26 protein-coding genes and 3 tRNA genes are annotated in these 25,117 nt (G+C 64.8%); 8 read left to right on the top strand and 21 right to left on the bottom strand.

Going from position 1 to position 25,117, the window contains the following annotated elements:
* From DEM25_RS13045 to hmgA, 8 genes are all read right to left on the bottom strand, one after another.
* Positions 1-1,905 carry a polysaccharide biosynthesis protein gene (locus tag DEM25_RS13045; RefSeq protein WP_109769093.1) on the bottom strand — a complete coding sequence of 635 codons (1,905 nt, stop codon included), beginning with the start codon at positions 1,903-1,905 and terminating at the stop codon, positions 1-3.
* Positions 1,906-2,213: 308 nt separating this feature from the next.
* The gene (locus DEM25_RS13040; protein WP_109769054.1) at positions 2,214-2,414 is read right to left on the bottom strand and encodes a DUF2783 domain-containing protein; all 201 of its coding nucleotides are present in this window, start codon (positions 2,412-2,414) and stop codon (positions 2,214-2,216) included.
* 2 nt (positions 2,415-2,416) lie between these two features.
* Positions 2,417-4,030, bottom strand: a complete 1,614-nt coding sequence (locus tag DEM25_RS13035; RefSeq protein ID WP_109769053.1) for an FAD-dependent oxidoreductase — start codon at positions 4,028-4,030, stop codon at positions 2,417-2,419.
* A 20-nt stretch (positions 4,031-4,050) separates the two neighbouring features.
* The gene (locus tag DEM25_RS13030; protein ID WP_109769052.1) at positions 4,051-5,001 is read right to left on the bottom strand and encodes an MBL fold metallo-hydrolase; all 951 of its coding nucleotides are present in this window, start codon (positions 4,999-5,001) and stop codon (positions 4,051-4,053) included.
* Positions 5,002-5,004: 3 nt separating this feature from the next.
* Complete coding sequence (locus tag DEM25_RS13025; protein ID WP_424992277.1) at positions 5,005-6,258, bottom strand: cytochrome P450; 1,254 nt, start codon at positions 6,256-6,258, stop codon at positions 5,005-5,007.
* Positions 6,258-7,274 carry a fumarylacetoacetate hydrolase family protein gene (locus DEM25_RS13020; RefSeq protein WP_109769051.1) on the bottom strand — a complete coding sequence of 339 codons (1,017 nt, stop codon included), beginning with the start codon at positions 7,272-7,274 and terminating at the stop codon, positions 6,258-6,260. The genes DEM25_RS13025 and DEM25_RS13020 overlap by 1 nt, the downstream gene beginning before the upstream one ends.
* 25 nt (positions 7,275-7,299) lie before the next feature.
* Positions 7,300-7,578, bottom strand: coding sequence for a DUF2442 domain-containing protein (locus DEM25_RS13015; protein ID WP_109769050.1), 279 nt, complete (start codon positions 7,576-7,578; stop codon positions 7,300-7,302).
* 12 nt (positions 7,579-7,590) lie between these two features.
* Positions 7,591-8,952: a homogentisate 1,2-dioxygenase gene (hmgA, locus tag DEM25_RS13010; RefSeq protein ID WP_109769049.1), complete on the bottom strand. Its 1,362-nt coding sequence runs from the start codon at positions 8,950-8,952 to the stop codon at positions 7,591-7,593.
* A 71-nt stretch (positions 8,953-9,023) separates the two neighbouring features.
* Here hmgA and DEM25_RS13005 point away from each other — a divergent pair, with 71 nt between their 5' ends.
* Positions 9,024-9,458 carry a MarR family winged helix-turn-helix transcriptional regulator gene (locus DEM25_RS13005; protein WP_109769048.1) on the top strand — a complete coding sequence of 145 codons (435 nt, stop codon included), beginning with the start codon at positions 9,024-9,026 and terminating at the stop codon, positions 9,456-9,458.
* 6 nt (positions 9,459-9,464) lie between these two features.
* Here the strand turns inward: DEM25_RS13005 and DEM25_RS13000 are convergent, their stop codons facing one another.
* The 9 genes from DEM25_RS13000 to torT form a co-directional block, all read right to left on the bottom strand.
* Positions 9,465-9,770, bottom strand: coding sequence for a cupin domain-containing protein (locus tag DEM25_RS13000; RefSeq protein ID WP_109769047.1), 306 nt, complete (start codon positions 9,768-9,770; stop codon positions 9,465-9,467).
* 94 nt (positions 9,771-9,864) lie between these two features.
* Complete coding sequence (locus tag DEM25_RS12995) at positions 9,865-10,839, bottom strand: 5-oxoprolinase subunit C family protein (protein ID WP_109769046.1); 975 nt, start codon at positions 10,837-10,839, stop codon at positions 9,865-9,867.
* Positions 10,829-11,704, bottom strand: coding sequence for a 5-oxoprolinase subunit B family protein (locus tag DEM25_RS12990; RefSeq protein WP_109769045.1), 876 nt, complete (start codon positions 11,702-11,704; stop codon positions 10,829-10,831). Before DEM25_RS12990 ends, DEM25_RS12995 begins: the two co-directional genes overlap by 11 nt.
* Positions 11,701-13,086 carry an acetyl-CoA carboxylase biotin carboxylase subunit gene (locus tag DEM25_RS12985; protein ID WP_120222741.1) on the bottom strand — a complete coding sequence of 462 codons (1,386 nt, stop codon included), beginning with the start codon at positions 13,084-13,086 and terminating at the stop codon, positions 11,701-11,703. The genes DEM25_RS12990 and DEM25_RS12985 overlap by 4 nt, the downstream gene beginning before the upstream one ends.
* Positions 13,087-13,089: 3 nt before the next feature.
* Positions 13,090-13,329: an acetyl-CoA carboxylase gene (locus DEM25_RS12980; protein WP_109769247.1), complete on the bottom strand. Its 240-nt coding sequence runs from the start codon at positions 13,327-13,329 to the stop codon at positions 13,090-13,092.
* Between the two features lie 24 nt (positions 13,330-13,353).
* Positions 13,354-14,082, bottom strand: a complete 729-nt coding sequence (gene pxpA / locus DEM25_RS12975) for a 5-oxoprolinase subunit PxpA (protein WP_109769246.1) — start codon at positions 14,080-14,082, stop codon at positions 13,354-13,356.
* 13 nt (positions 14,083-14,095) lie between these two features.
* Entirely contained in the window at positions 14,096-15,121 is a 1,026-nt protein-coding gene (locus DEM25_RS12970) for an ABC transporter permease (RefSeq protein ID WP_109769245.1), read from the bottom strand.
* Positions 15,121-16,665, bottom strand: a complete 1,545-nt coding sequence (locus tag DEM25_RS12965) for a sugar ABC transporter ATP-binding protein (protein WP_109769244.1) — start codon at positions 16,663-16,665, stop codon at positions 15,121-15,123. The genes DEM25_RS12970 and DEM25_RS12965 overlap by 1 nt, the downstream gene beginning before the upstream one ends.
* A 24-nt stretch (positions 16,666-16,689) precedes the next feature.
* Positions 16,690-17,763, bottom strand: coding sequence for a TMAO reductase system periplasmic protein TorT (torT, locus tag DEM25_RS12960; protein ID WP_109769243.1), 1,074 nt, complete (start codon positions 17,761-17,763; stop codon positions 16,690-16,692).
* 354 nt (positions 17,764-18,117) lie between these two features.
* On the opposite strand from torT, the gene DEM25_RS12955 reads away from it, so the two are divergent.
* The 3 genes from DEM25_RS12955 to DEM25_RS12945 all read left to right on the top strand — a co-directional run bounded on the left by DEM25_RS12955 (position 18,118) and on the right by DEM25_RS12945 (position 19,813).
* Positions 18,118-19,089 carry a LysR family transcriptional regulator gene (locus DEM25_RS12955; RefSeq protein ID WP_245412903.1) on the top strand — a complete coding sequence of 324 codons (972 nt, stop codon included), beginning with the start codon at positions 18,118-18,120 and terminating at the stop codon, positions 19,087-19,089.
* Positions 19,090-19,220: 131 nt separating this feature from the next.
* Positions 19,221-19,466 (top strand): type II toxin-antitoxin system RelE family toxin, encoded by a 246-nt coding sequence (locus DEM25_RS12950; protein ID WP_342633481.1) that lies wholly within the window; start codon positions 19,221-19,223, stop codon positions 19,464-19,466.
* A gap of 8 nt (positions 19,467-19,474) precedes the next feature.
* Positions 19,475-19,813 (top strand): helix-turn-helix transcriptional regulator, encoded by a 339-nt coding sequence (locus tag DEM25_RS12945; RefSeq protein WP_196780372.1) that lies wholly within the window; start codon positions 19,475-19,477, stop codon positions 19,811-19,813.
* A 55-nt stretch (positions 19,814-19,868) separates the two neighbouring features.
* On the opposite strand, the gene DEM25_RS12940 is transcribed toward DEM25_RS12945, so the two are convergent.
* Both DEM25_RS12940 and DEM25_RS12935 read right to left on the bottom strand, forming a co-directional pair.
* A tRNA-Gly gene (locus tag DEM25_RS12940) sits at positions 19,869-19,942 on the bottom strand.
* A 36-nt stretch (positions 19,943-19,978) separates the two neighbouring features.
* Positions 19,979-20,063, bottom strand: a tRNA-Tyr gene (locus tag DEM25_RS12935).
* Positions 20,064-20,267: 204 nt separating this feature from the next.
* Between DEM25_RS12935 and DEM25_RS12930 the strand changes: the two genes are divergently transcribed.
* The 4 genes from DEM25_RS12930 (at position 20,268) to DEM25_RS12915 (ending at position 23,478) form a co-directional block, all read left to right on the top strand.
* Positions 20,268-21,089: a TrmH family RNA methyltransferase gene (locus DEM25_RS12930; protein WP_196780371.1), complete on the top strand. Its 822-nt coding sequence runs from the start codon at positions 20,268-20,270 to the stop codon at positions 21,087-21,089.
* A gap of 133 nt (positions 21,090-21,222) precedes the next feature.
* On the top strand, positions 21,223-21,876 hold the full coding sequence (locus tag DEM25_RS12925; RefSeq protein ID WP_109769242.1) for a YiaD family glycine zipper/OmpA-like lipoprotein: 654 nt from the start codon (positions 21,223-21,225) through the stop codon (positions 21,874-21,876).
* Between the two features lie 130 nt (positions 21,877-22,006).
* A tRNA-Leu gene (locus DEM25_RS12920) sits at positions 22,007-22,092 on the top strand.
* Positions 22,093-22,389: 297 nt separating this feature from the next.
* Positions 22,390-23,478, top strand: a complete 1,089-nt coding sequence (locus DEM25_RS12915; protein ID WP_109769251.1) for an aldo/keto reductase — start codon at positions 22,390-22,392, stop codon at positions 23,476-23,478.
* 22 nt (positions 23,479-23,500) lie between these two features.
* Here DEM25_RS12915 and DEM25_RS12910 read toward each other — a convergent pair whose 3' ends face one another.
* Positions 23,501-24,115: a dihydroxyacetone kinase subunit L gene (locus tag DEM25_RS12910; RefSeq protein ID WP_109769241.1), complete on the bottom strand. Its 615-nt coding sequence runs from the start codon at positions 24,113-24,115 to the stop codon at positions 23,501-23,503.
* Entirely contained in the window at positions 24,112-25,113 is a 1,002-nt protein-coding gene (locus DEM25_RS12905) for a dihydroxyacetone kinase subunit DhaK (protein WP_109769240.1), read from the bottom strand. The genes DEM25_RS12910 and DEM25_RS12905 overlap by 4 nt, the downstream gene beginning before the upstream one ends.
* Positions 25,114-25,117: the final 4 nt, after the last annotated feature.

Below are 25,117 nucleotides of genomic sequence, written 5' to 3'. Positions count from 1 at the left end.
TCAGGCCGTGCCGTCGGCAGTCGGAGCGCCCATTTTCCGCGCAGCGCTGTAACCATCGACGAATCGGACGATAATCTGCCGGACAGCTTCACGGTCACGCGACATCAAGGCGGTGTCGATCTGCCTGACCATTCCGGCGACCTCGATCTCGGAAAGCCCAATCTCATTGGCTCTCAGGATCTTCTCATGCGGCGTATGAACCAGACTGTCATCGTCGATCAGCAACTCCTCGAAGAGCTTTTCGCCCGGCCGCAAACCGGTGAAGACGATTTCGATGTCACCGTCGGGGTTGGCCTCGTCGCGCACCGTGCGGTTGGCCAGACCGATCATACGACGGGCGAGATCGACGATCTTCACCGGCGACCCCATGTCGAGCACGAACAGGTCGCCGCCCTCCGAATAGGCGCCGGCGAGCAGGACAAGACGGGCCGCTTCGGGGATTGTCATGAAGTAGCGTGTGACGTCCGCATGGGTGACGGTGACCGGACCGCCGCGGCGGATCTGCTGTTGAAAGAGCGGCACAACCGATCCCGATGAGCCCAGAACATTGCCGAAGCGGACCATCGAGAATCGCGTGACGGCACCGCGGCCCTGAACGTCCTGGACGATCAGTTCCGCCAGCCTCTTGGTCGCGCCCATGATGTTGGTGGGACGCACGGCCTTGTCGGTCGATACCAGGATGAAGCGCTCGATCCGTGCGTCACGCGCGGCCTCGGCAACGGTTCGCGTTCCAAGGACATTGTTCCGAACGCCCTCCAGTTCGTTGCTCTCGACCAGCGGGACATGCTTGTAGGCAGCCGCGTGCAGGATGATGTCGACCTTTTCGGTCTCGATCACCGCATCGACCGACGGGCGGTCGATCACCGAGCCCAGCGTCGCCACCAAAGCGATGCCCGCCTGCTCGGCGGACGGGCGCAGTGTCCGCTCGATTTCGTAAAGGGCGAACTCGCTGCGCTCGAACAGAACGATACGGCTGGGGCGACAATCGATGAGCTGCCGGCAGAGTTCCGATCCGATCGAACCGCCCGCGCCGGTCACCATCACGGAACGCCCGGCATAGGCCTTGGCCACTTCAGGAATGTCCAGATCGACTTTTTCGCGCTCGAGCAGTTCGTCGGGCGAGACCGGGCGCAGATCGTCGACCCAGCTCTTGCCCGAGACCAGATCGACATAGGAGGGTATGGACTGCACCTCGCAGGGCAGCGTCTCAAGGGTCTTGGTCAGCCTTTCCCGCTGGCCGATGGTCATGGAAGGAATGGCGATCAGGACGCGTTCGATCTGCCCGGAGCGCGCCAACTGATCGAGCTCGTCCGGGCGCCCGACCCGGACGCCACCGATTATGATGCCGTGCAGCGCGGAATTGTCATCGACAAATATGACCGGTCGCAACTCTTGGGACTGGCGCAGCGCATTGGCCAGTTGGGTTCCCGCCGCACCCGCTCCATAGATGGCCACGGGCACGCGACTGCCGACAGCACGGTTGATCTGCGTGATGACGGCAAGGACGACCATGCGGATCGCCACGGCATTGAGAAAAAACACCGCGCCAAAGATCAGCGGCACCGAACGCGGTGCCCAGAGGTCGAAAAAGTAACTGACCGAAATAGCAAGGAAAGTCAGCGTGGCCGCATAGGCGCCGATCCGCGCAACCGCATGCATGTCGAACGCATGCAGTTTCAGGCGATGGAGCCGCATCGCCCACAGGACGGCGACACCGACGACAAACGTGATCGCAAAATAGGCCGGCGACAATTGCGCATACTGATGCGGCGTCAACGTGCCGATGCGCAGCGCAAAGGCCATGTAGAGGCTGACCGGGATCAGCAGGGCGTCGGCGCCAAGGACCAGCGCCTTCTTCAGCCAGCGCGGCCAAACGGCGGGATCCGTCCATTTACTGCGATTCATTCCGGCCAAGTTCCGACCCTCCGAAGCCCCGGGGTCACCAATCACACGCTCGCCGCTGCCATCGAGAAGATGAAACAGCACGTGCGCCGACTGTTCACTTGCCGCCTCGTCGGCCCGTCATCCGCACACGGTGCCCGGGCGTTCCAGCCGGCGCCGTCTGGCCTATGACAGATTGAGCCATTTGTCCAGTTGGGAGCGCTGACACGCTTAATGCAGGCCGGTTCGAGCCACATCGAACCGCGTCTTGAGCAGTATGCCACCTTCGCTTCCGACAATTGCAGCGCCGTTGCGCGGCAATCGTCCGGCGGTCAAACGGTCCCGGGCGTGCGGGCGGCGGCCATGGCCTGGCCCAGCACCTCGCGGTCGGCGATCTGGTTCATCAGGATCAGGATCAGCCTCGCATTGATGGCGTCGCTTTCGTCCTTGCTCAGGCCCTCATGCATCGCCAGCAGCTCTGCATAAAAATCGTCGGGCGCGTCGATCGCCGGTTCGGTGTTGAGTTCGCCCATGCTCATGCCCTCCCCGTGGCGCTTGTGATGGCAGCCTTGACGGCGGCCTCGTCATAGGATGGCCAGCGGGCGGCGACATGCTGGTCCGGCCGGATCAGATAGACCGCGCCCGACGCCGAACCGAGATAACGCTCCGCCAGCGCACCGGACGGATCGTCTCTGGCCGACATCGCAACGCGATTGCTCGTGATGCCATGCATATCGATCGTTTCGGGGGCGTCAACATCGATCGTCAGAAGCGCAAATCCACCGCCCAGCCGATCCAGCAGAAAGCCGTTGCCGAGCGGCGCGTCGGGGCAAGGCGCGCCCGGACGCGACCGGTCCGGTCCACCGTCCAGCGCATCCGCACCGTTCAACGATGAGCCGTCATAGACGCATGGCACCGACAGCCGGCCTGAATTCACCAACGGTCGGGCGAAGGCGTAATGCTCGGACAGATCGAGCACCGCGTTGCGGAAGATGCGGCTCATGTCCGATTTCGGGGTGATGAAATCGGTCGAGCGGGTGGAATTGAGGATGTTCTCGTCAGCGCCGCGAATGCGCTCCTCATCATAGCTGTCGAGCAGGCTTTCAGGCGCCTTGCCGTCCATGACAAGACCCAGTTTCCAGCACAGATTGTCGGTGTCCTGAAGGCCGGAATTGGCGCCGCGCGCGCCAAAGGGCGAGACCTGGTGGGCCGCATCGCCCGCAAACAGCACCCGGCCATGGCGGAACTTTTCCATGCGGCGGCACTGGAAGGTGTAGATCGACACCCATTCCAGTTCGAACTGCGCGTCCTCGCCGAGCATCGCCTTGAGGCGCGGGATGACGTTTTCGGGCTTTTTCTCCTCCTCCTTGTCGATGTCCCAGCCCAGTTGCAGGTCGATGCGCCAGACATTGTCGGGCTGCTTGTGCAACAGCGCCGACTGGCCGCGGTTGAAGGGCGGATCGAACCAGAACCAGCGCTCGGTGGGAAAGCCCGCCTCCATCACGACGTCGGCGATCAGGAAATTGTCCTCGAAGACACGGCCGACGAAATCGAGCCCCATCATGGCGCGAATCGGGGACGCCGCGCCGTCGCAGGCGATCACCCAGTCGGCCTGCACGGTGTAGGCTCCATCGGGCGTTTCCACCTGAAGGGTAACGCGATCGGCGCCGGCATCGATCGACGCCACCTTGTTGCCGCCGCGCAATTCGATTGGGGCGCCGTCGGCTTCCAGCGCCCGCGCGCGGTCGACAAGATGTTGCTCGAAATAATATTGCTGCAGATTGATGAAGGCGGGCCGGCGGTGGCCCTCTTCGGGCAGCAGATCGAAATCATAGACCTCGCGTTCGTCATAGAAGACCCGGCCACGATTCCAGACCACCCCCTTGTCAACCATCGGTTGGCCGCAGCCGAGCCGGTCGAGGATTTCGAGCGGCCGCTTGGCATAGCAGACCGCGCGGCTGCCCCAGCTCACCTTGTCATTGTCGTCGAGCACGACGACCTGATGGCCGGCCTGTGCCAGATCGATCGCCGCTGCCAAGCCGACCGGGCCGGCGCCGACGACGATCACGGCGTGCCGCACGGGCGCGTCCGCATCCTGATCGGCGACCCGCGCATAGGGATAGAGCGGGACCTCGAATATCTTGTTCATGGCGCTGCTCCCTGCCCCGGTCAGCCCTGAAGGGCGTTCCACATGTCCTTGTCGCGCGCGGCCGTCCAGATGCGCGGCGTGTCGATGCCCTGCGCCTCATCGAAAGCGCGGGCGACGTTGAACGGCAGACAGTGCTCATAGATCGCGTAATCGGCGAACTTCGGATCGCAGGCGGCACGGCAGACGTCCCATGCCTCCTTGAGCGAGCCGCCGCGCGCGGCGACCCTGGCGACGGGATCGTATGTGGAGCGAACGAAATCGGCCGTATTGGTCAGCGCCGCATTGACCATGTCCGCGCCGACAAGCGCATCGCCCCTACCCGGCGCGATGGCGGCCAGATCGAAGGCGCGAATCTTCTCAAGGGTTTGCGGCCAGTCTTTGAAGTGGCCATCGCCGCAATAGCAGGCCGAATGAAATTCGACGATGTCGCCGGTGAACATCACATTTTCATCGGGCACATGGATGACGATGTCGCCGGCCGTATGGGCGCGCCCGAGCTTCATCAAATCGACGCGGCGATTGCCCAGATAGACCGTCATCCGGTCCGAAAAGGTCGTCGTCGGCCAGGTCAGGCCGGTGATCTCGCCATGGCCGTCGAACAGGCGCGGAAAGCGCTCGAATTCGCTGGCCCAATCCTCGGCGCCGCGCTCGGCAACCATGGCGCGGGCGGTGTCCGACATGATCACCTGCGGCGCTTCGTAGGCCGAGGCGCCGAGCACGCGCACGGCGTGATAATGGGTCAACACCAGATGGCTGATCGGCTTGTCGGTGACGGCGCGGACGCGCTCGATCACCTTGCGGGCCAGCTGCGGCGTCGCCTGCGCCTCGATCACCATGACGCTCTCGTCGCCGATGATGATGCCCGAATTCGGATCGCCCTCGGCGGTGAAGGCCCACAGGTCGCGGCCGATCTCGGAGAAGGAGATTTCTTTTTCGGTCATGTCGCCGGCGGAGGCGAATTGCTTGGTCATGGTCTACCTTTCAAGGCGTGCGGGAATGGAGGTGAAGCCGCGAAAGCGGATGCGCTGCGAGCGGACGGGCGTCCCTTCGAGCCGATAGCGCGGGAAGCGCGACAGGAAACGTTCGATGGCGATGCGGCCTTCAAGGCGCGCCACGGCCATGCCGATGCACTGATGCGGCCCGGAGGCGAACGCAAAGTGCCGGTTGGGCTTGCGGCCGATATCGAAGCGCTCCGGATCGTCAAACACGGCGGGATCGCGGTTGGCGGCGCCGATGCACAGCGTCAGGCTGCTGCCTTCGGGCAGTTGAACCCCACCGATCTCGACGGGCACAGCGGTGCGCCGGTTGCCGAGCTGGTTGGAGCTTTCAAAACGCAGCGCTTCCTCGACCGCCGACGGCACAAGGCCCGGGTCCGCCAGAAGCCGCGCCCGCTCGTCGGGAAACCGGTCGAGCAGTTCCAGCGCATTGCCGATCAGGTTGGTTGTGGTTTCATGGCCGGCATTGAGGATGAAGACGCAGTTCTGCAGCAGTTCCTCTTCGCTGAGGCGCCCGCCATCGGATTCTCCGGCCAGAAGCCGGGTCAGCATGTCGCGATCGGGGTCGCCGGGATTGGCGCGGCGCCGCGCGACCAGCGTTTCCAGATAGGCGAGGAAATCGCGCACGGCGTCTTCGCCGGCTTGAAGCTGCTCTTGCGTGAGCGCCGGCTCCAGCGCGCCCAGGATCGCCAACGACCAGTCGCGCAAGGGGCCGCGCTCGTCATGGGGGACGTCGAGCAGATTGCCGATGACTTCAACCGGGATCGCGGCGGCGAAATCCTCGATCAGGTCGACGGTGCCGCCCGTCTTCTCCATCTCATCGAGCAACCGGTCGACCAGCGCGATGACATCCGGTTCCAGCGCCTGAACGGCGCGCGGGGTGAGCGCACCGGCCAAGATGCGGCGGACGCGCGTATGCAGCGGCGGATCGTTGAAGACGAGACTCGTCGTGTGGTGGCGGAACAGATAGCCATCGCCGAACTTGGGCGCGAACTCGGCCTTCTTGTCGGATGAAAAGAGCGTCGTGTCCTTGTAGACACGCGCCAGATCGGCGTGGCGGGTCAGGAACCAGGCATTGTCGCCGATCTGCTTGACCGGCGCGTTCTCACGCAGCGCCCGATAGACCGGGAACGGATCGTCGATGAAGCCGGGCGGCGGCGGTGTCAGCGAGAAACCGGCGGCTATCGCCGTGCCGTCGCTCATTTCCGCCAAGGCCGCGCCGGGGCCGGTCATCAGCCAAGCTCCACGGTCTGGTCGATGGCGCCGAAGATGGAGTGGCCGGACGCATCCTTCATGTCGATGCGCACCGTGTCGCCATTGCCCATGAACGGTGTCCTGGGCGCGCCGTCATCGATCGTCTCGATCATCCGGATTTCGGCGATGCAGGAATAGCCCTTGCCGCCGTCCGAGACGGGCCGGCCGGGCGAGCCGTCCGGGTCCTTGTTGGAGACCGTGCCCGAGCCGATGATCGTGCCGGCGGCGAGCGCCCGTGTCTTGGCGGCGTGGGCGATCAGCGTGCCGAAGTCGAAAACCATGTCTTCCCCCGCTTCCGCCCGGCCGAACGGCTGGCCGTTCAGGTCGACCTCGAGCGGCAAATGCAGCTTTCCGTCCAGGAAGGCGTCGCCCAACTGATCGGGCGTGACGGCGCAGGGCGAAAAGGCGCTGGCGGGCTTGGACTGGAAGAAGCCGAAGCCCTTGGCCAGTTCGCCGGGGATCAGGCCGCGCAGCGACACGTCGTTGACCAGCATGACAAGGCGAATGGCGTCGAGCGCCTCGTCCCGGCTCGCACCCATCGGCACGTCGCCGGTGATCACCGCCACCTCGCCTTCCATGTCGATGCCCCACTCGGTGGCGTCGCTCGGAAAACGGATCGGCGCGCGCGGGCCGATAAAGGCGTCAGAGCCGCCCTGATACATGAGCGGATCGTGCCAGAAGCTGTCCGGCATCTCGGCGCCCCGCGCCTTGCGGACCAGTTCGACGTGATTGACGTAGGCCGAGCCGTCCGCCCATTGGTAAGCGCGCGGCAACGGACTTTCGCATTCATGCTCGTGGAAGCGCTGCACCGGCTGCCAGCCGCCGGCAATGCCTTCGGCGACCCGCTCAAGCCGCGGCGCAACCGTTGCCCAATCGTCGAGCGCGGCCTGCAGTGTGCGGGCGATGTGGCCGACATCGGAGCATTGCGTCAGATCGTCCGAGACGACGACGAGGCGCCCGTCCCGCGTGCCGTCCTTGATGGTGGCAAGTTTCATGGTGTCCCAACTTTTTTGTTTATCCTCACGCGCCGCCGAGCGCCGGCTCCAACTGGCCTGATTTCAGCATCTCGTCATGCAGCGCGATGGCGTCGATGTCGAAGCCGTTCGGCCATGCGATCGTACCCGTCTGGACAAAGGCGCGGGCGAAGAACTCCGGATCGGCGAGCGGCTTCAGCATCGGCCTGTCCTGCCCGACCATTCCGGAAAGATCGCAGATGCCTTCCCGGCCGTTCGAAAAGCGCACCTGAAGCCGATAACCGCCGACCGGATCGACAGAAAGAGTCTTGATGATATCGATCATGACGGCAACAGCCTACTTCTTGCCCGGCGTGCCGTCGAATTTCTTTTCAAGGTCGGTCCAGCAGTCGATATAGTCGTCCTGCAGGGGCGCTTCCTTGGCGGCAAATTCGGTCAGATGCTGCGGGAAGCGCGTCTCGAACATGAAGCTCATCGTGTTGTCGAGCTTTTCGGGCTTCAGGTCGGCATTGGACGCGCCTTCAAAGGCGTTCTTGTCCGGCCCGTGCGGCAGCATCATGTTGTGCAGCGACACGCCGCCCGGCACGAAGCCTTCGGGCTTGGCGTCATACTGGCCGTAAATGTTGCCCATCAGCTCGCTCATGATGTTCTTGTGGTACCAGGGCGGGCGGAACGTATCCTCCATCACCATCCACCGCTCACGGAACAGCACGAAATCGATGTTGGCGGTGCCCGGCTGGCCGGACGGCGCGGTCAGGACCGTGAAGATCGACGGATCGGGGTGGTCGAACAGGATCGCCCCGACCGGGCAATAGTTGCGCAGATCGTATTTGCAGGGAGCGTAATTGCCGTGCCAGGCCACGACATCGAGCGGCGACTGGCCGATCTGGGTGCGGTGGAACTGGCCGCACCATTTCACGGTCAGCGTCGACGGCACTTCCCGATCCTCGAACGCGGCAATCGGCGTCTTGAAGTCGCGCCGGTTGGCCATGCAATTGGCGCCGATCGGCCCCCTGCCCGGCAGCTCGAACTTCTGGCCGTAATTCTCGCAGACAAAGCCGCGCGCCGGTCCTTCCAGCACCTCGACCCGATAGACCAGGCCGCGCGGGATGATGGCGATCTCCTTGGGCTCGATGTCTATGATGCCAAGCTCGGTGCAAAAGCGCAGCCGGCCTTCCTGCGGCACGACCAGAAGCTCGGAATCGGCCGAGAAGAAATAGTCGTCCACCATCGATTGGGTGGCGAGATAGATGTGCGTTGCCATGCCGACCTGGGTGTTGACGTCGCCGGCCGTCGTCATGGTCCGCATGCCGCTGACGAATGTCAGCGCTTCGCCGCTGTGCGGCACCGGATTCCAGCGATACTGGCCAAGGCTGATCACATCGGGATCGATGTTCGGCGCCGATTTCCAATAGGGCAGATCGATCTTTTCGTAGCGGTGCGAGTGTTTGACCGACGGGCGGATGCGGTAGCACCAGGTCCGCTCGTTCTGGTGGCTTGGCGCGGTGAACGCCGTGCCGGTCAGCTGCTCGCCGTAAAGGCCGTAATTGCATTTCTGCGGCGAGTTCATGCCTTGCGGCAGCGCGCCGGGCAGCGCCTCGGTCTCGAAATCGTTGCCGAAACCGGGCATGTAGCCCTCATGGGTGCCCACGGGCGTTGCGCCCTGCTGCATGGTGCGGGTCGATGTCTGGCGGTTCATGACTGCCTCCCTGTCGTCTGCGGCCAGCCCTAATAGTTGAATTTGTAACTAACAAGCGCCAATCTGGGGGTATGACCGACCAGCCCGATTTCGACATCCGCTCCTTCCTGCCATACCTCCTGAACCAGGCGGCGGAGGAATCCAGCCTTGCCTTCCAGCACCATTACAAGCAGCGCTACGGCATGCTGCGCACCGAATGGCGGGTGCTGTTCCATCTGGGCCGGTATGGCGCCATGACCGCCAACGCGATCGGCACGCGCGCCAAGATGCACAAGACCAAGATCAGCCGGGCCGTCGCCGCGCTTGAGCAAAAGCGCTATTTGACACGCCAGAAGGTGGAAAGCGACCGGCGCCACGAAAAGCTGACGCTGACCGCGGCGGGACGCAAGGTCTATGCCGATCTGTGCGCGGTGGCGGGCACCTATGATGCGCAGTTGCTGGCGCCGTTCAGCGCCGAGGAACAGGCGCTGCTGAAGCGCGCGCTGGAACGTCTGGCCAAACTCTGACGGGCGCTAACGCACGAACTCCACCTCGATGAAGGCGACCTCGGCATCGTTGGCGTTGATGACGTCATGCTCGACGCCGGCCTCGCGGAAGTAAGGCACACCCTCGGTCAGGTCGGCCAGACGCCGCGTGCCGCCGGGCTCGTGCAGTTCGAGCTGGCCGGTGAACATCGGCACCACGACATAGTCATAAGCATGCGTGTGCCAGCCGGTGTTGGCGCCCTTTTCGCGGAACCGCCACTCGGTGACGCGGGTCCGGTCATTGTCGATCAGCACCGTGCCGATGGCGGTGCCTTGAGCGGCATCTGAACACATGGATCGTCTCCCCAGACAAAAAAGGGCCGCCGGCACGGGACCGGCGGCACGAGGTCATTTCAATGCTGGTCTTGTCGTTATGGCGCGTGTCCTCTCAGGCCAGCGTCTGACGGATGGCATCGAGCGTTTCGGCCCGTTCCCTGCGCGCCGCCAGCGCGGTGTCCATGTCGACCTTGATGAAGCGGGTCGGCGTGTGCGGCTGAAGCTGGCCGATCAGGTCCATGTCGGCGGAAATCACCGTGCCGATCATGAAATAGCCGCCGCCGGAGACCGCATCGCGGTGCAGCACGATCGGCTCGGTGCCGCTCGGCACCTGAACCGAACCGTAGGGATAGCAGGCATCGGTGATGTTGGACGGATCGGCACCGGCGCCAAACGGCTGCTCGCGCTCGACGAATTCGAGCACGCGCCCGCCCTGAAAGCGGTAACCCATCCGGTCGGCCTCATTGGCGACCTTCCAGGTGTCCTCGAAAAAGCCTTTCTGCGCCGCCTCGGTGATGCGGTGCCAGTAAAGCCCCGGCAGGACGCGCAGTTCGGCCGGCTTGCCCGGCATGCGGCGCATCTCGTCGGGCACCGACTTGCCGGCGCTGGCGCCCACAGGCTGCGCGCCAAGCGGCAGGGCGTCGCCGGGCTGGAGGCCCCTGCCCTCGACACCGCCGAGCGCGCCGATCGCATAAGTCGAGCGGCTGCCGAGCGCCGGCGGCGTATCGATGCCGCCGGAGATGGCGATATAGGCGCGCGCGCCGTTCTTCAGGAAGTCGAACGAGAGCGTCTGCCCGGCCTTGACCTCGAAGCCTGTCCATGTCGGCTGGATCTGGCCATCGAGCTTGGGCGGCAGTTCGGCGCCGGTGACAGCGACGATGGCGTCCTCGGTGAATTCGAGCTCGGGCCCGACAAAGACGGCCTCGAGAGCGGCGGCGCCCTCGTCATTGCCGACCAGCATGTTGGCCGCGCGCAGGGCGAGACGGTCCATCGCGCCGCCCATCGGGATGCCGAGATGATAATAGCCGGGCCGGCCAAGGTCCTGGATGGTGGTGGCGATGCCCGCGGAGATGACGTTAACCGGCATTGAGGGCCTCCATCAGCTTGGCGTTGGTGCCGTCGATATCGGCGTTGAAATCGTCGAGCGAGAAGGTGACCTCGGCCATGCGCGGCATGAAGGTGCCGGCTTCGACGGCCGCGACGTCGGCGTCGTATTCCTCGCGGCTGATCGGCTTCCATTTGACGATGTCGCCGGGCTTGAAGAACACCATGAAGTCCTTCAGGTACGACACCTGCTGCTGGGGATCGAAGATCGGCATAGGCGTGATCCCGAACATCTGGTAGCCGCCCGCGCCGCGCACCGAATAGATGCAGGAGAACGAGCCGCCATAGCCGACCGTCAGTTTGGGCGTGTCGGTGCGGGGGCGCAGGTATTTCGGCACCTGGATCTGCCGCTGCCGGTCGACCATCTGGTAGAGGAACGGCAGGCCGGAGACGAAGCCGACCATCGAGACGAACCAGGGCGCGCCCGAATGCGCCTTGATGAAGTCCTCGACGCTGTCATAGCCATTGATGCGCGCGGCATATTCGATGTCGGACGCGTTGGGGTCCTGATGGCGCTCGCGAAAACGCATCAGCGTCTCGTGCGTCCAGGGGTCCTGATAATAGACCGGGATTTCGACGATCCGCGTGTCGAGCTTGGCCTCGGCGCTCTCGGCGGTTGCCTCGAGCCGCTTGAGTTCGGCCATCATGTCGTCGGGATGGATCTCGTCCGGATTGAACTTGATCTGGAAGGAGGCGTTGGCCGGACAGATTTCCGTCACGCCCTTGATCTTCGCCTCGCGGACCGCGTTTGTCATGGAGAGGCTGGTAAAGAACGCCTCCAGCGACATGGCCTCATCGACCTCGACGAAGATGTGCTCATCCCCGCCAAATGTGTAACGGCAACTCATGCTGCGGCGCCTCCCCTGTCCATGATCATGTGTTGGTTTTCCTCGAGCCAAGGCTCGAGCCAGCGCGTGTGCACCGCACTGGCGCGAACGTCGTCGCTGGCGAGCAGCGCCTGAAACAGGGGCGCGGTGGTCGGCAAACCGGTCACCGACAATTCGCCCAGCGCCCGGCCGAGCCGGGCCATGGCGTGCTCGCGATCCTCGCCCCAGACGATCAGCTTGCCGAGCAGCGAATCGTAGAAGGGCGGGATCTGGTAGCCGCGATAGAGCATGTGGTCGAACCGCACGCCGGGTCCGTCCGGCAGCGTCAGTTCGGCGATCTGGCCGGGGAACGGCATGAAATTGTTGGCCGGGTCCTCGGCGTTCAGCCGCACCTCGATGGCATGGCCGCTGGCGCGCAGACCGGCCTGGGCAAGCCGCAGCTTTTCGCCGCCCGCGATGCGGATCATCTCGGCGACCAGATCGACGCCGCAGATCATCTCGGTGACCGGGTGCTCGACCTGGATGCGCGTGTTCATCTCGATGAAGTAATAGTCGCCCGTCGCATCGTCATAGAGATATTCGATCGTGCCGGCGCCCGAATAGCCGACCGATTTGGCAAGCGCGACGGCGGACGTGCACAGCCCTTCGCGCACCTCGGGCTTGAGAGCGACCGACGGCGCCTCCTCCCAGACCTTCTGGCGCCGGCGCTGCAGCGAGCATTCGCGCTCATAGCAATGGACGACATCGGTCCCGTCGCCGAGCACCTGCACCTCGATATGCCGGGCCCGCTCGATGACCTTTTCGACATAGATGCCGCCATCGCCGAACGCGGCGAGCGCCTCGGACGAGGCCTGCGGGGCGAGCGTTGCGAACTCGTCGGCGCTGTGGGCGATGCGGATGCCGCGCCCGCCGCCGCCGGCGGCCGCCTTGATCATGACCGGGAAGCCGAGATCGACGGCCAGCGCCTTGGCAGCGTCCATGTCTTCGATCACGCCATCGCTGCCCGGAACGGTCGGCACGCCGGCCTGTTGCGCCTGCCGGCGCGCGGCGGCCTTGTCGCCCATCAGCCGGATCGTGTCGCCGGAGGGTCCGACAAAGGCCATGCCGGCGGCGACGACCGCATCGGCGAAGTCGGCGTTTTCCGCGAGGAAACCATAGCCCGGGTGGATCGCGTCGGCGCCCGCCGATCTGGCGGCCTCGAGGATCGCATCGACATTGAGATAGGATTTGGCCGCCTGGGGCGGGCCGATATCGATCGCCCGGTCGGCAAGCTGCACGGCGCGGCTGTCGGCATCGGCGGCGCTGTGCACCTGCACCGTCTCGATGCCCAGTTCACGCGCCGCGCGGATGATCCGCACCGCGATCTCGCCCCTGTTGGCGATGAGAAGCCTTTTGATCGGCATCGGTCAGTCGAGCTCCGCGAGCGGCTGGCCGGCCATCACCGGCTCTTCATTGTCGAGCACGAAAGCCGTGATCGTGCCATCGGCGTCGGATTTCACCTCGTGGAACGTCTTCATCACCTCGACCAGCCCGATCGTGTCGCCCTTGGCAACCGTGTCGCCGACTTCCTTGAACGAGGGCTGGTCGGGCGCCGGCTTGCGGTAGAAGGTGCCGGGGATCGGTGAGCGGATTTCGTGTTTGGCCATGGATGTCTCCCTGGATTTTCGCGGTCAGGCCGCCTTGAGGGTTGATAGCGCGTCGCGGACGGCCTTGGCGATGGCCACCGCGTTGGGCGTGTCGGAATGGACGCAGATCGTCTCGGCGCGCACCGGCAGTCGCTTGCCGCCGACGGTGACGTTGACGCCGTCGCGCACGGCATTGATCGCGCGTTCGGCGGCGACGGACGGCTCGACCGCCTCGTGCTCGCGGGTGATGATCAGGCGTCCGTCATCGGCATAGTCGAGATCGGCGAAGAACTCGGCCTGGAACTCAAGGCCCCGCTCGCCGAACACCTCCTCATGCAGCGTGCCGGCCAGCCCCAGGATCGGTACGCCGAAGGCCTGCGCGGCATCGGCGACAGCATCGGCGATGTGCCGCTCGCGCGCGGCCATGCCATAGAGCGCGCCATGCGGCTTGATGTGGCTCAGCCCCATGCCGGCGACACGCAGAAAGCCGTTCAGGGCGCCGATCTGGTAGATGATGATGTTGGCCATCTCGCCGCGCTCGATCTTCATCTCGCGCCGGCCGAAGCCGGGCAGGTCGGGCAGCGAGACATGGGCGCCGACGCGCACATCGTGGCGCTTGGCAAGCTCGACGGTCGAGCGCATGTGGTTGGGATCGGAGCCATGGAAGCCGCAGGCGACGTTGGCCTGGGTGATGAACGGCATGATGCCTTCATCGTCGCCCATCTTGTAGAGGCCGAAGCTCTCGCCCATGTCGCAATTGATATCGACGCTCATCGGTCTCCCCCGGTCAGTCTTTCAGCGAGGCGACGTAGCGCAGGCGGATCTGGTCGGCGATGACCGCCAGGATCAGCAGCGCCCCGAGCACCACGGTCTGCAAATAGGATTCGATGCGGGCAAGGTTCATGCCGTTCTGCACAAGGCCGATGAACAGCGCGCCCAGCACGACGTTTTCAAGACGCCCCACCCCGCCGCGCAGGCTGACGCCGGCGATCACGCAGGCCGCGATCGATTCAAGCGGCATCGAGGCGCCGATATTGGCTTCGCCCGTGTCGAGGCGCGCCGTCAGCAGCATGCCCGCGATGGCGGCGAAGGCGGCGCACAGCACATAGGTGAAGAACAGCGTCGCCTTGGTGTTGATGCCTGACAGGGACGCCGCCTTCAGGTTGCCGCCGACCGCGTAGAAGTAGCGGCCATAGGGGGTCTGGTAGAGAAAGACGTAAAGCGCGACCACGAGCCCGGCCGCGACCCAGACCGGCGCGGGAATGCCCAAAAGCGTGCCGAAGCCGAACACGTCGCCGAACGCCACGGGCATGCCATAGACCGGAACGCCGCCCGTCAGATAGAGCGCGATGCCGAAGCCGACCGAGGCCATGCCGAGCGACATCATGAAGGGCGAGACGTTGAAGAAGGCAACGCCGACGCCGTTGACCACACCGATCAGCGTGCCGGCGGTGACACCGCCCAAGCACCCCAGAAGGATCGCCAGCCACACCATGTCGGGCGCCATCGCGTAAACGGACGCCATCGTCATCGCGCCGACGACCGAACTGATGGCGAGGATCGTGCCGACCGACAGGTCGAACCCGCCGGTCAAAAGCGCCAGCATCTGGCCGAGCGAAACGATCATCAGATAGACCGACTGGCGCAGTACGTTCATCAAATTGCGGCCGGTCAGGAAGTTGTCAGACATCAGCGTGAAGACGACAATGGCGATCACCAGCAGGAACGGCAGGATGCCCAGCCGCACGAACAGGCGCTTGAGCATGTCCGAGGCGCTGCGGCGCGGCGCGGTCGTCGTGGCACTGTCGGCCATCACGCGGCCTCCCGCTCGAAGAAGTGGGACAAGACGTTTTCCTCCGTCAGTTCGCTGGCCGGCAGTTCGGCCTGAACGGCGCCGCGATAGAACACATAGGCGCGGTTCGACATGTGCAGGATTTCCGGAAGGTCGGACGAGATCAGCACGACGGCGACCCCCTGTCCGGCCAGTCCGGCAATGAATTCGTAGATCGAGGCGCGCGTGCCGACATCGACGCCGACGGTCGGCTCGTCGAAGACGATCAGGTCGAAATCGCGCGTCAGCGAGCGGGCCAGCATGGCCTTTTGCTGGTTGCCGCCGGAAAAATGGTCGACGGCACGCTCGATGCGGTTGGGCGACAGGTTGAGCCGGTCGGCCAGTTCGCTGACCATCGCCACCTCGCCGGCGCGACTCAGAAACGGTCCGTTGCGCACCTGCTTTGCGTCCAGCGCGGCGAGCGACATGTTCTCGCGCACCGAGCGCATCATCATCAGCCCCTCGGTGCGGCGGTCGGCGGGCAGGTAGAGAAAGCCGCGGCGAATGTTGGCGCCGGGCGACGAGCCGCCGATCGGCTGGCCCTTGTAGGTCACGGTCCCGGCGCTGGCCGGCCGGGCGCCGAAACAGGCCTGCATGGTCTCCGACTTGCCCGAGCCGACGAGGCCGGCAAATCCGACGATCTCGCCGGCGCGGACCGTCAGCGAGACGTCGCGGACCGCATCGTCCGGCGTCGTCAGCCTGTCGACACGCAGCACTTCCTCGCCCGGCGAAAAGCTGATCTTGGGGAAGATGGCGCCGACCATGCGGCCGGTCATCAGGCGGACGAGTTCATCCTCGGATGTCGTCTTGGCGTCGACCGTATCGATGTAGCGGCCGTCGCGCAGCACGGTGATGCGGTCGCCGATGCGGCGGATTTCGGCCATGCGGTGGGTGATGTAGACGATGCCGACACCGCGCGCGGTCAATTCGCCGATCAGTTTGAAGAGCTGGTCGGTCTCGTGATTGGTCAGCGATGCGGTCGGCTCGTCGAGGATCAGCACCGACAGTTCGTCGCGGAACGCCTTGGCGATCTCGACCATCTGCTGTTCGGCGCGGGTCAGATGATCGACCGTCTGGTCGGGCGCGATGTGAAAGCCCAGCTCATCGAGGATAGTCTCGGCCTCGCGGCGCAGGCGCTTGTTGTCGAGAAAGCCGTAGCGCGCATGTTCGGCGCCCAGGAACAGGTTCTCGGCCACCGTCATTTGCGGGATCAGGGAGAATTCCTGAAAGACCGCCGAAATGCCCAGTTCGCGCGCCTCGTGCACCGAGCCCAGATGGGTCTCCTCGCCGCGCACAAGAATCGTGCCCGACGAGGGCTGGTTGGCACCGGCAAGGATCGAGATCAGCGTCGACTTGCCCGCTCCGTTCTCGCCGAACAGCACATGCACCTCGCCGGGGCGCAACTCGAAATCGACACCGTCGAGCGCCCTGACGCCCGGATAGTCCTTGGTGACGGCGCGCGTCTGGATGAGCGGGCGCGCACCTTGAGCATGCGCGCCCTCGTCGTGATGCAGGGAGGTGTTCATCACGGCGTTGCCCCGATTGCCCGCTTATTCGACGCGGAAGACCGGACGGAAACCGTCGGGTGCCAGCGTCGAGGACGGATCGAAGTCGGCATGGCTGTCCTGGGTCACCACATAGAGCGCCGGACCGACATGCTTCTCATAGTCCTCGCCTTCGAGGATGCGCACGGCCTGGTCGATGGCGATGCGGCCCTGGATCACGGTCGAGTCTGTCGGTGCCGCCAGGATCTGGCCACGACGGATGCCCTGGTCGACGCCCGGCGTGTAATAATAGGACACGATCTTGATCTGGTCGGTCAGCCCGCGCGCGCGCAGGATCGGCACCGCCGCTTCGGCGGTCACCGCCGTGCCGACGATATAGTTGAGGTCCGGATGGGCCTCCAGCGTGTCCTCGACCAGTTTGGCCTGGGCTTCCTTGCCGGTGTCGCCATATTTGGTCTCGACCAGTTCGATGGCGCTGCCCTCGATGGCGCCGGTGAAGCCGGTGTTGCCCGCTTCGACCCAGCCCGCGCCGGCGGGACCGGGGAACCAGGCCGCCTTGACCGCGTCGCTGCCCTCGGGATGCTGTTCGGCGAGGAACGCACCGGCCTTGGCACCCATTTCGCCGAACGACACCAGCGATTTGGCCGACAGTTCGGGAGACGACATGCCGTTGATGACGTCGATCACCGGAATGTCGCGGCCGCGCACTTCGCTGACGATGTTGTTGAGCCCGTCAAACGAGATCGCGCCGATCACCACGGCGTCGGCGCCGGCCGCCACGCAATCCTCGATCTGCGAGATCTGCGTGTTCAGTTCGGTATAGCCGCCCGCTTCAACGAGCTGCATCTTGACGCCCAGGCGCTTGGCCTCCTCGGAGACGCCGTAGTTCACGCCGAGCCAGTAGGCATCTTTCATGTGCGGGAACGAGACGCAGATCTCCCAGGGCTGGGAAGCCGCCTCGAGCGGCGTGTAGTCAAGGCTGGAGCGCGGGCTCGCCATGTCGAACGGCGGGTCCCAGCTTTCGACGGAATAGGGGTACCAGTCTTCGGCCGACGCAACGCCGGTCGCGGCGACGGCAATCGCTGCCGAACACAATAGGGCTGTGAGTTTGGTGCTCATCAAACGCCTCCACTTCGTTTGTCAGATGGGCGGCGCAGGGCCGCTATGGCCGTCAAACCGGGTGAGGCCGGACGGTCCCGAAACGTTAGGGGCCGGCACGGGGCATTGTAAAATACGAATGTCGGCTATCCTAAATCTGATTTTCCGATGCCTGCTTTGTTGCTGTGCAGCGATCTTAGCAAGCGCAGCAAAACCGCTTCGCGTCATCAGGTTTCGTATGAAATCCTTGTTTTATCTTGATTTTAAACATATCAGCGGACATGATCCCGATGAACCTTGCCTCCTGTAAGGGCAAGGCGTGCTCACATGGTGGGCATAGATCATCGCATCAATCGATATTGGAAATCGAAAAAATTGATCGAACCATCTCTGCGTCAAATCCGCTATTTCATCGCCGTCGCCAATGCCGGCCAGGTCTCGCGCGCGGCCAAGGATCTGAACGTGTCGCAATCTGCGGTGACGGCGGCCATCAAACAGCTCGAGGAGATTATCGGCGCCTCCCTGTTCGAGCGCCATTCTTCCGGCGTGACGCTGACCTATGAAGGCAATTTGTTTCTCGAACATGCGGTGCACATTTCAGCCGCCGTCGACGAGGCGGTGCGGCTGCCGACGCGCATGCGCGACAATGTCACCGGCACGCTGCGCCTTGCGACGACCTACACCGTGGCCGGCTATTACGCGCCGCCCTTCGTTGCGCGCTTTGCCCGCAACTTTCCCAACATCGACATCAAGATGACCGAGACGCCGCGCGGCGAGATCGAGGAAGGGCTGGTGACCGGCCAGTTCGACCTCGCCGTGATGCTGACCTCCAACATCGTCAACCAGGAGGGGATCGCCTATGACACGCTGCTGCGCTCGCGGCGGCGCCTGTGGCTGCCCGCGCAGCACCCGCTTCTGATGAACCCGTCCATCTCGCTTCAGGATGTGGCCGAGGAGCCCTACATCATGCTGACGGTGGACGAGGCGTCCAACACCGCGCAGCGCTACTGGAACCGCACGCGCTACCGCCCCAGGACCATCTTCCGCACGTCTTCGGTGGAGGCGGTGCGCTCGATGGTGGCAAACGGCATGGGCGTCACGGTCCTGTCGGACATGGTCTACCGGCCCTGGTCGCTGGACGGGCGGCGGGTGGAGGTGGTGGCGCTGGCCGACCAGGTGCCGAGCATGGATGTGGGTCTTGCCTGGGCCGCCGACGCGGAACTGGACGAAGCGGCGCGCGCCTTCATCGACTTCATGCATCTGGGCATGGATGGCGACGAGCCGGCGCGCGTGATGCCCCAACTTCGCGCAAAAGGCGAAGAAATACCTGCAACAACCTCAATTTGAATCGAAAAGATCTGGAGCAGATAGCGGGTACGTCGCACCATTCCAGCTGACGCGGTGATTTCCGCCGGATGGCGCCGGAACACACTGTCGTTTTTGACTATAGTGTAGTTTACTGCTACATAATGGGCATGATGCCGATCACCTACCAGTCGGCCGCCCGCAAGGCGCTGCGCAAAATGCCGGCCAACACGGCAAAACGTATCGTCGGCAAGATCGAAGCTTATGCCATCGACCCGGCCGCCCAGGCCAACAATGTCAAGGCTCTCAAGGGCACCGATGCGATCCGGCTGCGGGTCGGTCACTGGCGCGTGGTCATGATCGACGGCGAGGTGATCGACGTGATCAGGATCGCGCCGCGCGGATCGGCCTACACATGAGGACCATCATGGATGATATGAAAGATACCGTCACCATCCCGCGCGCCGAGTATGAGGCGCTGATCGCGGCGCGTGACGACCATGAAGACATGCAGGCCGTGGCCGACCATCTGGCCGACCCGCAAGAGGGCCTGCCGCACGAGTTGATGAAGCGGCTGATCGACGGTGAAAGTCCGCTCAGCGTTTACCGGCAATGGCGGGGCTTCAACCAGTCATCGCTGTCCAGAGCCTCCGGCGTCAACCGCGTGCAGATCGCCGACATCGAAGCGGGCCGAAGCAAGGGCTCGGTGGCGACACTCAAGAAGCTGGCCGAAGCTTTGAACGTCTCGATTGATGATCTGGTTTGAGACGGCGCGCGCGCTTGCCCGGCTGTCCGACGGGAAGTCAGCGATGTCGGAAGACTGGAGCGGGTAGCGGGAATCGAACCCGCATATTCAGCTTGGAAGGCTGCTGCTCTACCATTGAGCTATACCCGCACTGGGCGGAACAGGTCCGCCCTTCCGGCACGCCGATGGTGGAGGAGGCTGGATTCGAACCAGCGTAGGCATAGCCAACGGATTTACAGTCCGTCTCCTTTAACCACTCGGACACTCCTCCATGGCGGCGGGTGCCGGGCATTGCCGCGACAGCGCCGCGACGACGCGCCTTATGATGCGCGCCACAGGCGCTGTCAACACGCGCCGCGCGCCGAACGGCCATAAGGCGGCAAATTCCGCCGCAGGGCAATTGGGCGTTCGCTTTGAACGCCCTTGTGTCTATATGTGCGCCATGTCCGACCAGCCCAAGTCCCCTTCCCGGAAAATGCCCCCGACCCCCAAGGATGCTCATTACGCCCGGCTCAGGCGCGATCACCGCGACCGCAAGCGGGCGCGCGGCGAAGGCGGCGACCCGGTAGCCTTGCCCGAGGGACGTGTGGCCCTCTATGGCCTTCACACGGTGCGCGCCGCGCTCGAAAATGACGAGCGCAAAGTGCACCGGATGCTGGCGACCGAGAACGCGCTCGCCCGGCTTGCGGTCGGCGATATCGGCGCCCTGCCCTTTCCGGTCGAGATCGTCCGTCCGCCGGCGATCGACGCGTTCACCGGTCCCGATGCGGTGCATCAGGGCATTGCCATCGAAGCGGACGCGCTGGCGCCGAAAACGCTCGAGGATCTGGGCACGGCAAAGCTCGTCATCGTGCTCGACCAGGTCACCGATCCGCACAATGTCGGCGCGCTGATGCGCTCGGGCGTGGCGATGGCGGCCGACGCGCTGGTGACGACGGCGCGGCACAGTCCGGCAGAGTCCGGTGTTCTGGCGAAGGCCGCCTCCGGCGCGCTCGAACACCTGCCGATCATCCATGCGCGCAATCTCGCCAACGCGATTGGCGAACTCAACAATCGCGGCTTCCAGACGATCGGGCTCGATTCGGACGGGCCGAAGCCTCTCGAAGAAACGGTGACGGGCCGCCGGGTCGCGCTGGTGCTGGGCGCCGAGGGCAAGGGATTGCGGGAAAAAACCCGCGCCACCGTGACCGATCTGGCCCGGCTTGACATGCCCGGCGCGATCCGTTCGCTCAACGTCTCCAATGCCGCCGTTCTGGCGCTTTACATTGCCCGCCGGCATCTGGGCGCACCGGCATGAACCGCCGCGGCTTGCCCGCAGGGCGGCTGTGCCATAGTGAGGCCACATACGGGCTCGGCAACGCATTTTGGCCGTTTTTTGCCGCCATTCGCCTTGCGGGACGGGAAATTTTCACCGGAAAGGACGGGTTTCCATGAAGACCAAGACACTGATTGCGCTTGCGGCGACGCTGACATTCACCGCCGCCTGCACGACCACCGATCCGTTCACGGGTCAGCAGCAGACCAGCCGCACGGCGATCGGCGCCGGCGCCGGCGCGCTGGCCGGCGCGGGCCTTGGCGTTCTGGCCGGCGGCGACGACCGCCGCAACGCGCTGATCGGCGCGGGCATCGGCGCATTGGCCGGCGGCGCGGTCGGCAACTATATGGACCGCCAGCAGGCCGAACTGGCCGCCCAGCTTCAGGGCACCGGCGTGTCGGTGACGCGCGTCGGCAACAACATCATCTTGAACATGCCCTCCAACGTCACCTTCGCGGTCGACCAGGACCAGGTGATCCCCGCCTTTTTCGCAACGCTCGATTCGGTTGCGCTGGTGCTCAACCGCTACAACCAGACGCTGATCGACGTTTACGGCCACACGGATTCGACCGGCGACGAGAGCTACAATCTGGGCCTGTCGCAGCGGCGCGCCCAGTCGGTCGCCAACTATCTGACCGGCCGCGGCGTCAACGGCCAGCGCATGGTGGTGACGGGCTTTGGCGAAACGCGGCCGGTGGCCGACAATGCGACTGAAGCGGGCCGTGCCCAGAACCGCCGCGTCGAAATCCAACTCGTGCCGCTGAGCTGACCGGCGCAAACCGTTCGATGATGACAACGGGCCGTGCATTGCGCGGCCCGTTTTCGTTGGGCGAACCGTGGCCGACGATGGCGCCCCACCCGTTTCATCGGCCGGCAAAACGGTCTAGGTCTTTCGCCGTGCCCCCTTGGCGGAACTGGTAGACGCAAGGGACTTAAAATCCCTCGGCCTTCGGCCGTGCCGGTTCGAGTCCGGCAGGGGGCACCATCTTTTCGCTCACGCCAGCCTTGCTTCGCTCGGCGGCTCCGCGAGGGCGGGCGAAAGCCCGGGCCACGCTTGTGGCCTTGGAAGCGTTCGAGTTTGAAGCTCGTTCATGCCATCTGCCCGTGCGCCCAGCCCCCGCCGGCCCGGCGCGCATGTGCGAACCCCCGGAAAAATCAGCATAAATCGTTGCCGAAGCCTTGGCCTCACCGGCGCCATGGTGCACAAATGGACAAGGGCGCGCAGACCGGCGTGCGGCTCTTCTGCCGCATCGGCCAAGAGGGACAGTGCGGGAGGAAAAAAATGCAGTACAGGACGCTGGGTCGGACGGGCCTGAAGGTCTCGGCCATCACCATGGGCACGTTCACCTTCGGCGGCGAAGGCCCGTTCGCGATGGTTGGCAAGCAGGGTGTCGCCGAGGCGCGCGAACTGGTGGCGCTGTGCGCCGACAATGGCGTCAACCTGTTCGATACGGCCAACATGTATTCGACCGGCACGTCCGAGGAGATCTTGGGCGAGGTGCTCGACGGCCGGGCCGACAAGGACGATCTTCTGGTCACCTCCAAGGCGCGGATGCGCATCGGCGACGGGCCGAACGATGAGGGCGCCTCGCGCTTTCACCTGATCCGCGAATGCGAACGCTCGCTCAAGCGGTTGCGGCGCGACCATATCGACATCTACTACATCCACGAATGGGACGGCACGACGCCGGTCGAAGAGACGATGGCGGCGCTCGACACGCTCGTGCAGCAGGGCAAGATCCGCTATCCGGGCTGCTCGAACTATTCGGCATGGCATGTGATGAAATCGCTGGCCGCCGCCGACCGCGCCGGCGGGGCGCGTTTCGCGACCCAGCAGATCCATTACACGCTCGAAGCACGCGAGGCCGAGTATGAGCTGCTGCCGCTGTCTGTCGACCAGGGCCTTGGCGTTCTGGTCTGGAGCCCGCTGGCGGCGGGCCTTCTGACCGGCAAGCACCGGCGCGGCGCCGATGCGCCGGAAGGCTCGCGCCAGGCGGCGGGCTGGAACGAGCCGCCGATCCGCGACGAGGAACGGCTGTGGCGGATCGTCGACGCGCTTGTCGGCATCGGCGAAAAACGCGGCGTGTCGGGCGCGCAGGTGGCGCTCGCATGGCTGCTCAGCCGGCCGGCCATCTCGTCGCTCGTCGTCGGCGGGCGCAATGCCGGCCAGTTCACCGACAATTTCGGCGCAGTCGACCTGGTCCTCACCGAAGACGAACTGCAGACGCTCAACGATGCCAGCCGGCTGCCGCTGATCTATCCCTATTGGCACCAGCACAATTTTGCGCGCGGCCGGTTCACCGAAGCCGACCAGGCGCTGCATGCCGATTATCCCGACCGGCATTATGGCGGGCGCGACCCGCTGGTCTGACCGGGCCCGTCAGCCGGCGGATTCATTCCTGCCGGTCGGCCAGCGCCTTGACGATGCTGTTCATGGCGAGCATGCCCGGATCGTCCATGCCGATGCTCTTGTCGCCGAAGATGCGGGCGCGGCCGACGGTGGCCTTCTTGTCGCGAAACGCATCGAGCGCCTCCCCGGCGGCGCGCGCCGCCGCGTCCGCCACCGCTTCCGGATCGCCGAGGCCTTCGGTCGCCGACGCCACCGCATCGAGACTGTCGAGTACCGTCTTGCCGCCCAGTTCGGCCTTGCCGCGCGCCTGCATCTGGTCGCGGGCGGTGGCCACCAGTTCGGAAACCCGTCCGGCGCTTAGCTCCGTCTCTCCCTTGACCGCCTTGGCGATCGCCATCAGCCCTGTCGCCAGAAGCGTGCCGTAGGACGAGCCGGACGATTTGGTGAAGGCCTGGGCGCATTGCAGAAGCGCCATGCCGAGATCGTCGGGCAGTTCGGGCGCCTTTTCGGCGACCAGCCGCATGCCGCGCGTCATCGTCACGCCCAAATCGCCGTCGCCGAGCGCGCCGTCGGCGGTGTTGAGCATGTCGAAATCGCGCTCCATGGCCGCCGCCAGCCGGTCGATACCGGCGATCAGAGCGGCGCGGTCGATGCTCATCCGACCCTCCAGAAGGCGCAGTCGCAGGGCGCGTTCAACAGCTTTTCGAGTTCATCGTCCAGCTTGCACAGGGTGAAGGAGACGCCGGCCATCTCCATCGATGTGGCATAGCGGCCGACCAGCGGCATGACGATCTGGGCGCCCTCGCCTTCCAGCCGCTGCTTGACGATGCGGTAGAGGATGTAGAGCTCCTCGGGCGGCGTGGCGCCCAGCGAGTTGACCATCACCGAGACGCGGTCGCCCTTGTCGAGCGGCATGTCTTCCAGAAGGCGATCCATCATCTCGCCGGCGATCTCGTCGGCGGTGCGCAGCTTGCCGCGCCAGACGCCGGGTTCGCCATGGATGCCCATGCCCATTTCCATCTCGTCGTCGCCGATCTCGAAGGTCGGCTTGCCCGCCTGCGGCACGGTGCACGGGCTGAGCGCGGCGCCGATCGAGCGGCACGCATCGGCGGCCTTCTGCGCAACGGCGGTGACCGCATCGAGATCCCTGCCCTCCTCGGCGGCGGCGCCCGCCATCTTGAAGGCATAGACCATGCCGGCCACACCGCGGCGCTTTTCGGCTTCCTCGGGCGGCGCCGAGGCGACATCGTCGGCCAGAAGCACGGTCGTGCATGTGATGTCCTCGAACTCGACCAGATCGCCGGCCATGTCGAAGTTCATCACGTCGCCGCCATAATTGCCGTAAAGGCGCAGGACGCCGGCGCCCTGGTCGGCGGCGCGGATCGCATCGGCCATCTGCTCGGCGCTGGGCGAAGCGAACACGTCGCCAATCGCGCAGGCGTCCAGAAGCCCGGTTCCGACATAGCCGGTGAAGACCGGCAGATGGCCCGAACCGCCGCCGGTGACGATGCCGACCTTGCCCTTCTTGCCGTCCTTGGCGCGGGCGATCACCTTGCCGCTGTCGCCATGCAGCCGGTAGTGCTCGGGATGGGCGGCCACAAGGCCCGCCAGCATCTCGTCGACATAGGCGTTGGGATCGTTCAGGATCTTCTTCATCGGT

Source organism: Oceaniradius stylonematis, assembly GCF_003149475.2.
GTDB lineage: Bacteria > Pseudomonadota > Alphaproteobacteria > Rhizobiales > Rhizobiaceae > Roseitalea > Roseitalea stylonematis.
This window is presented reverse-complemented; position numbering and strand designations above follow the sequence as displayed.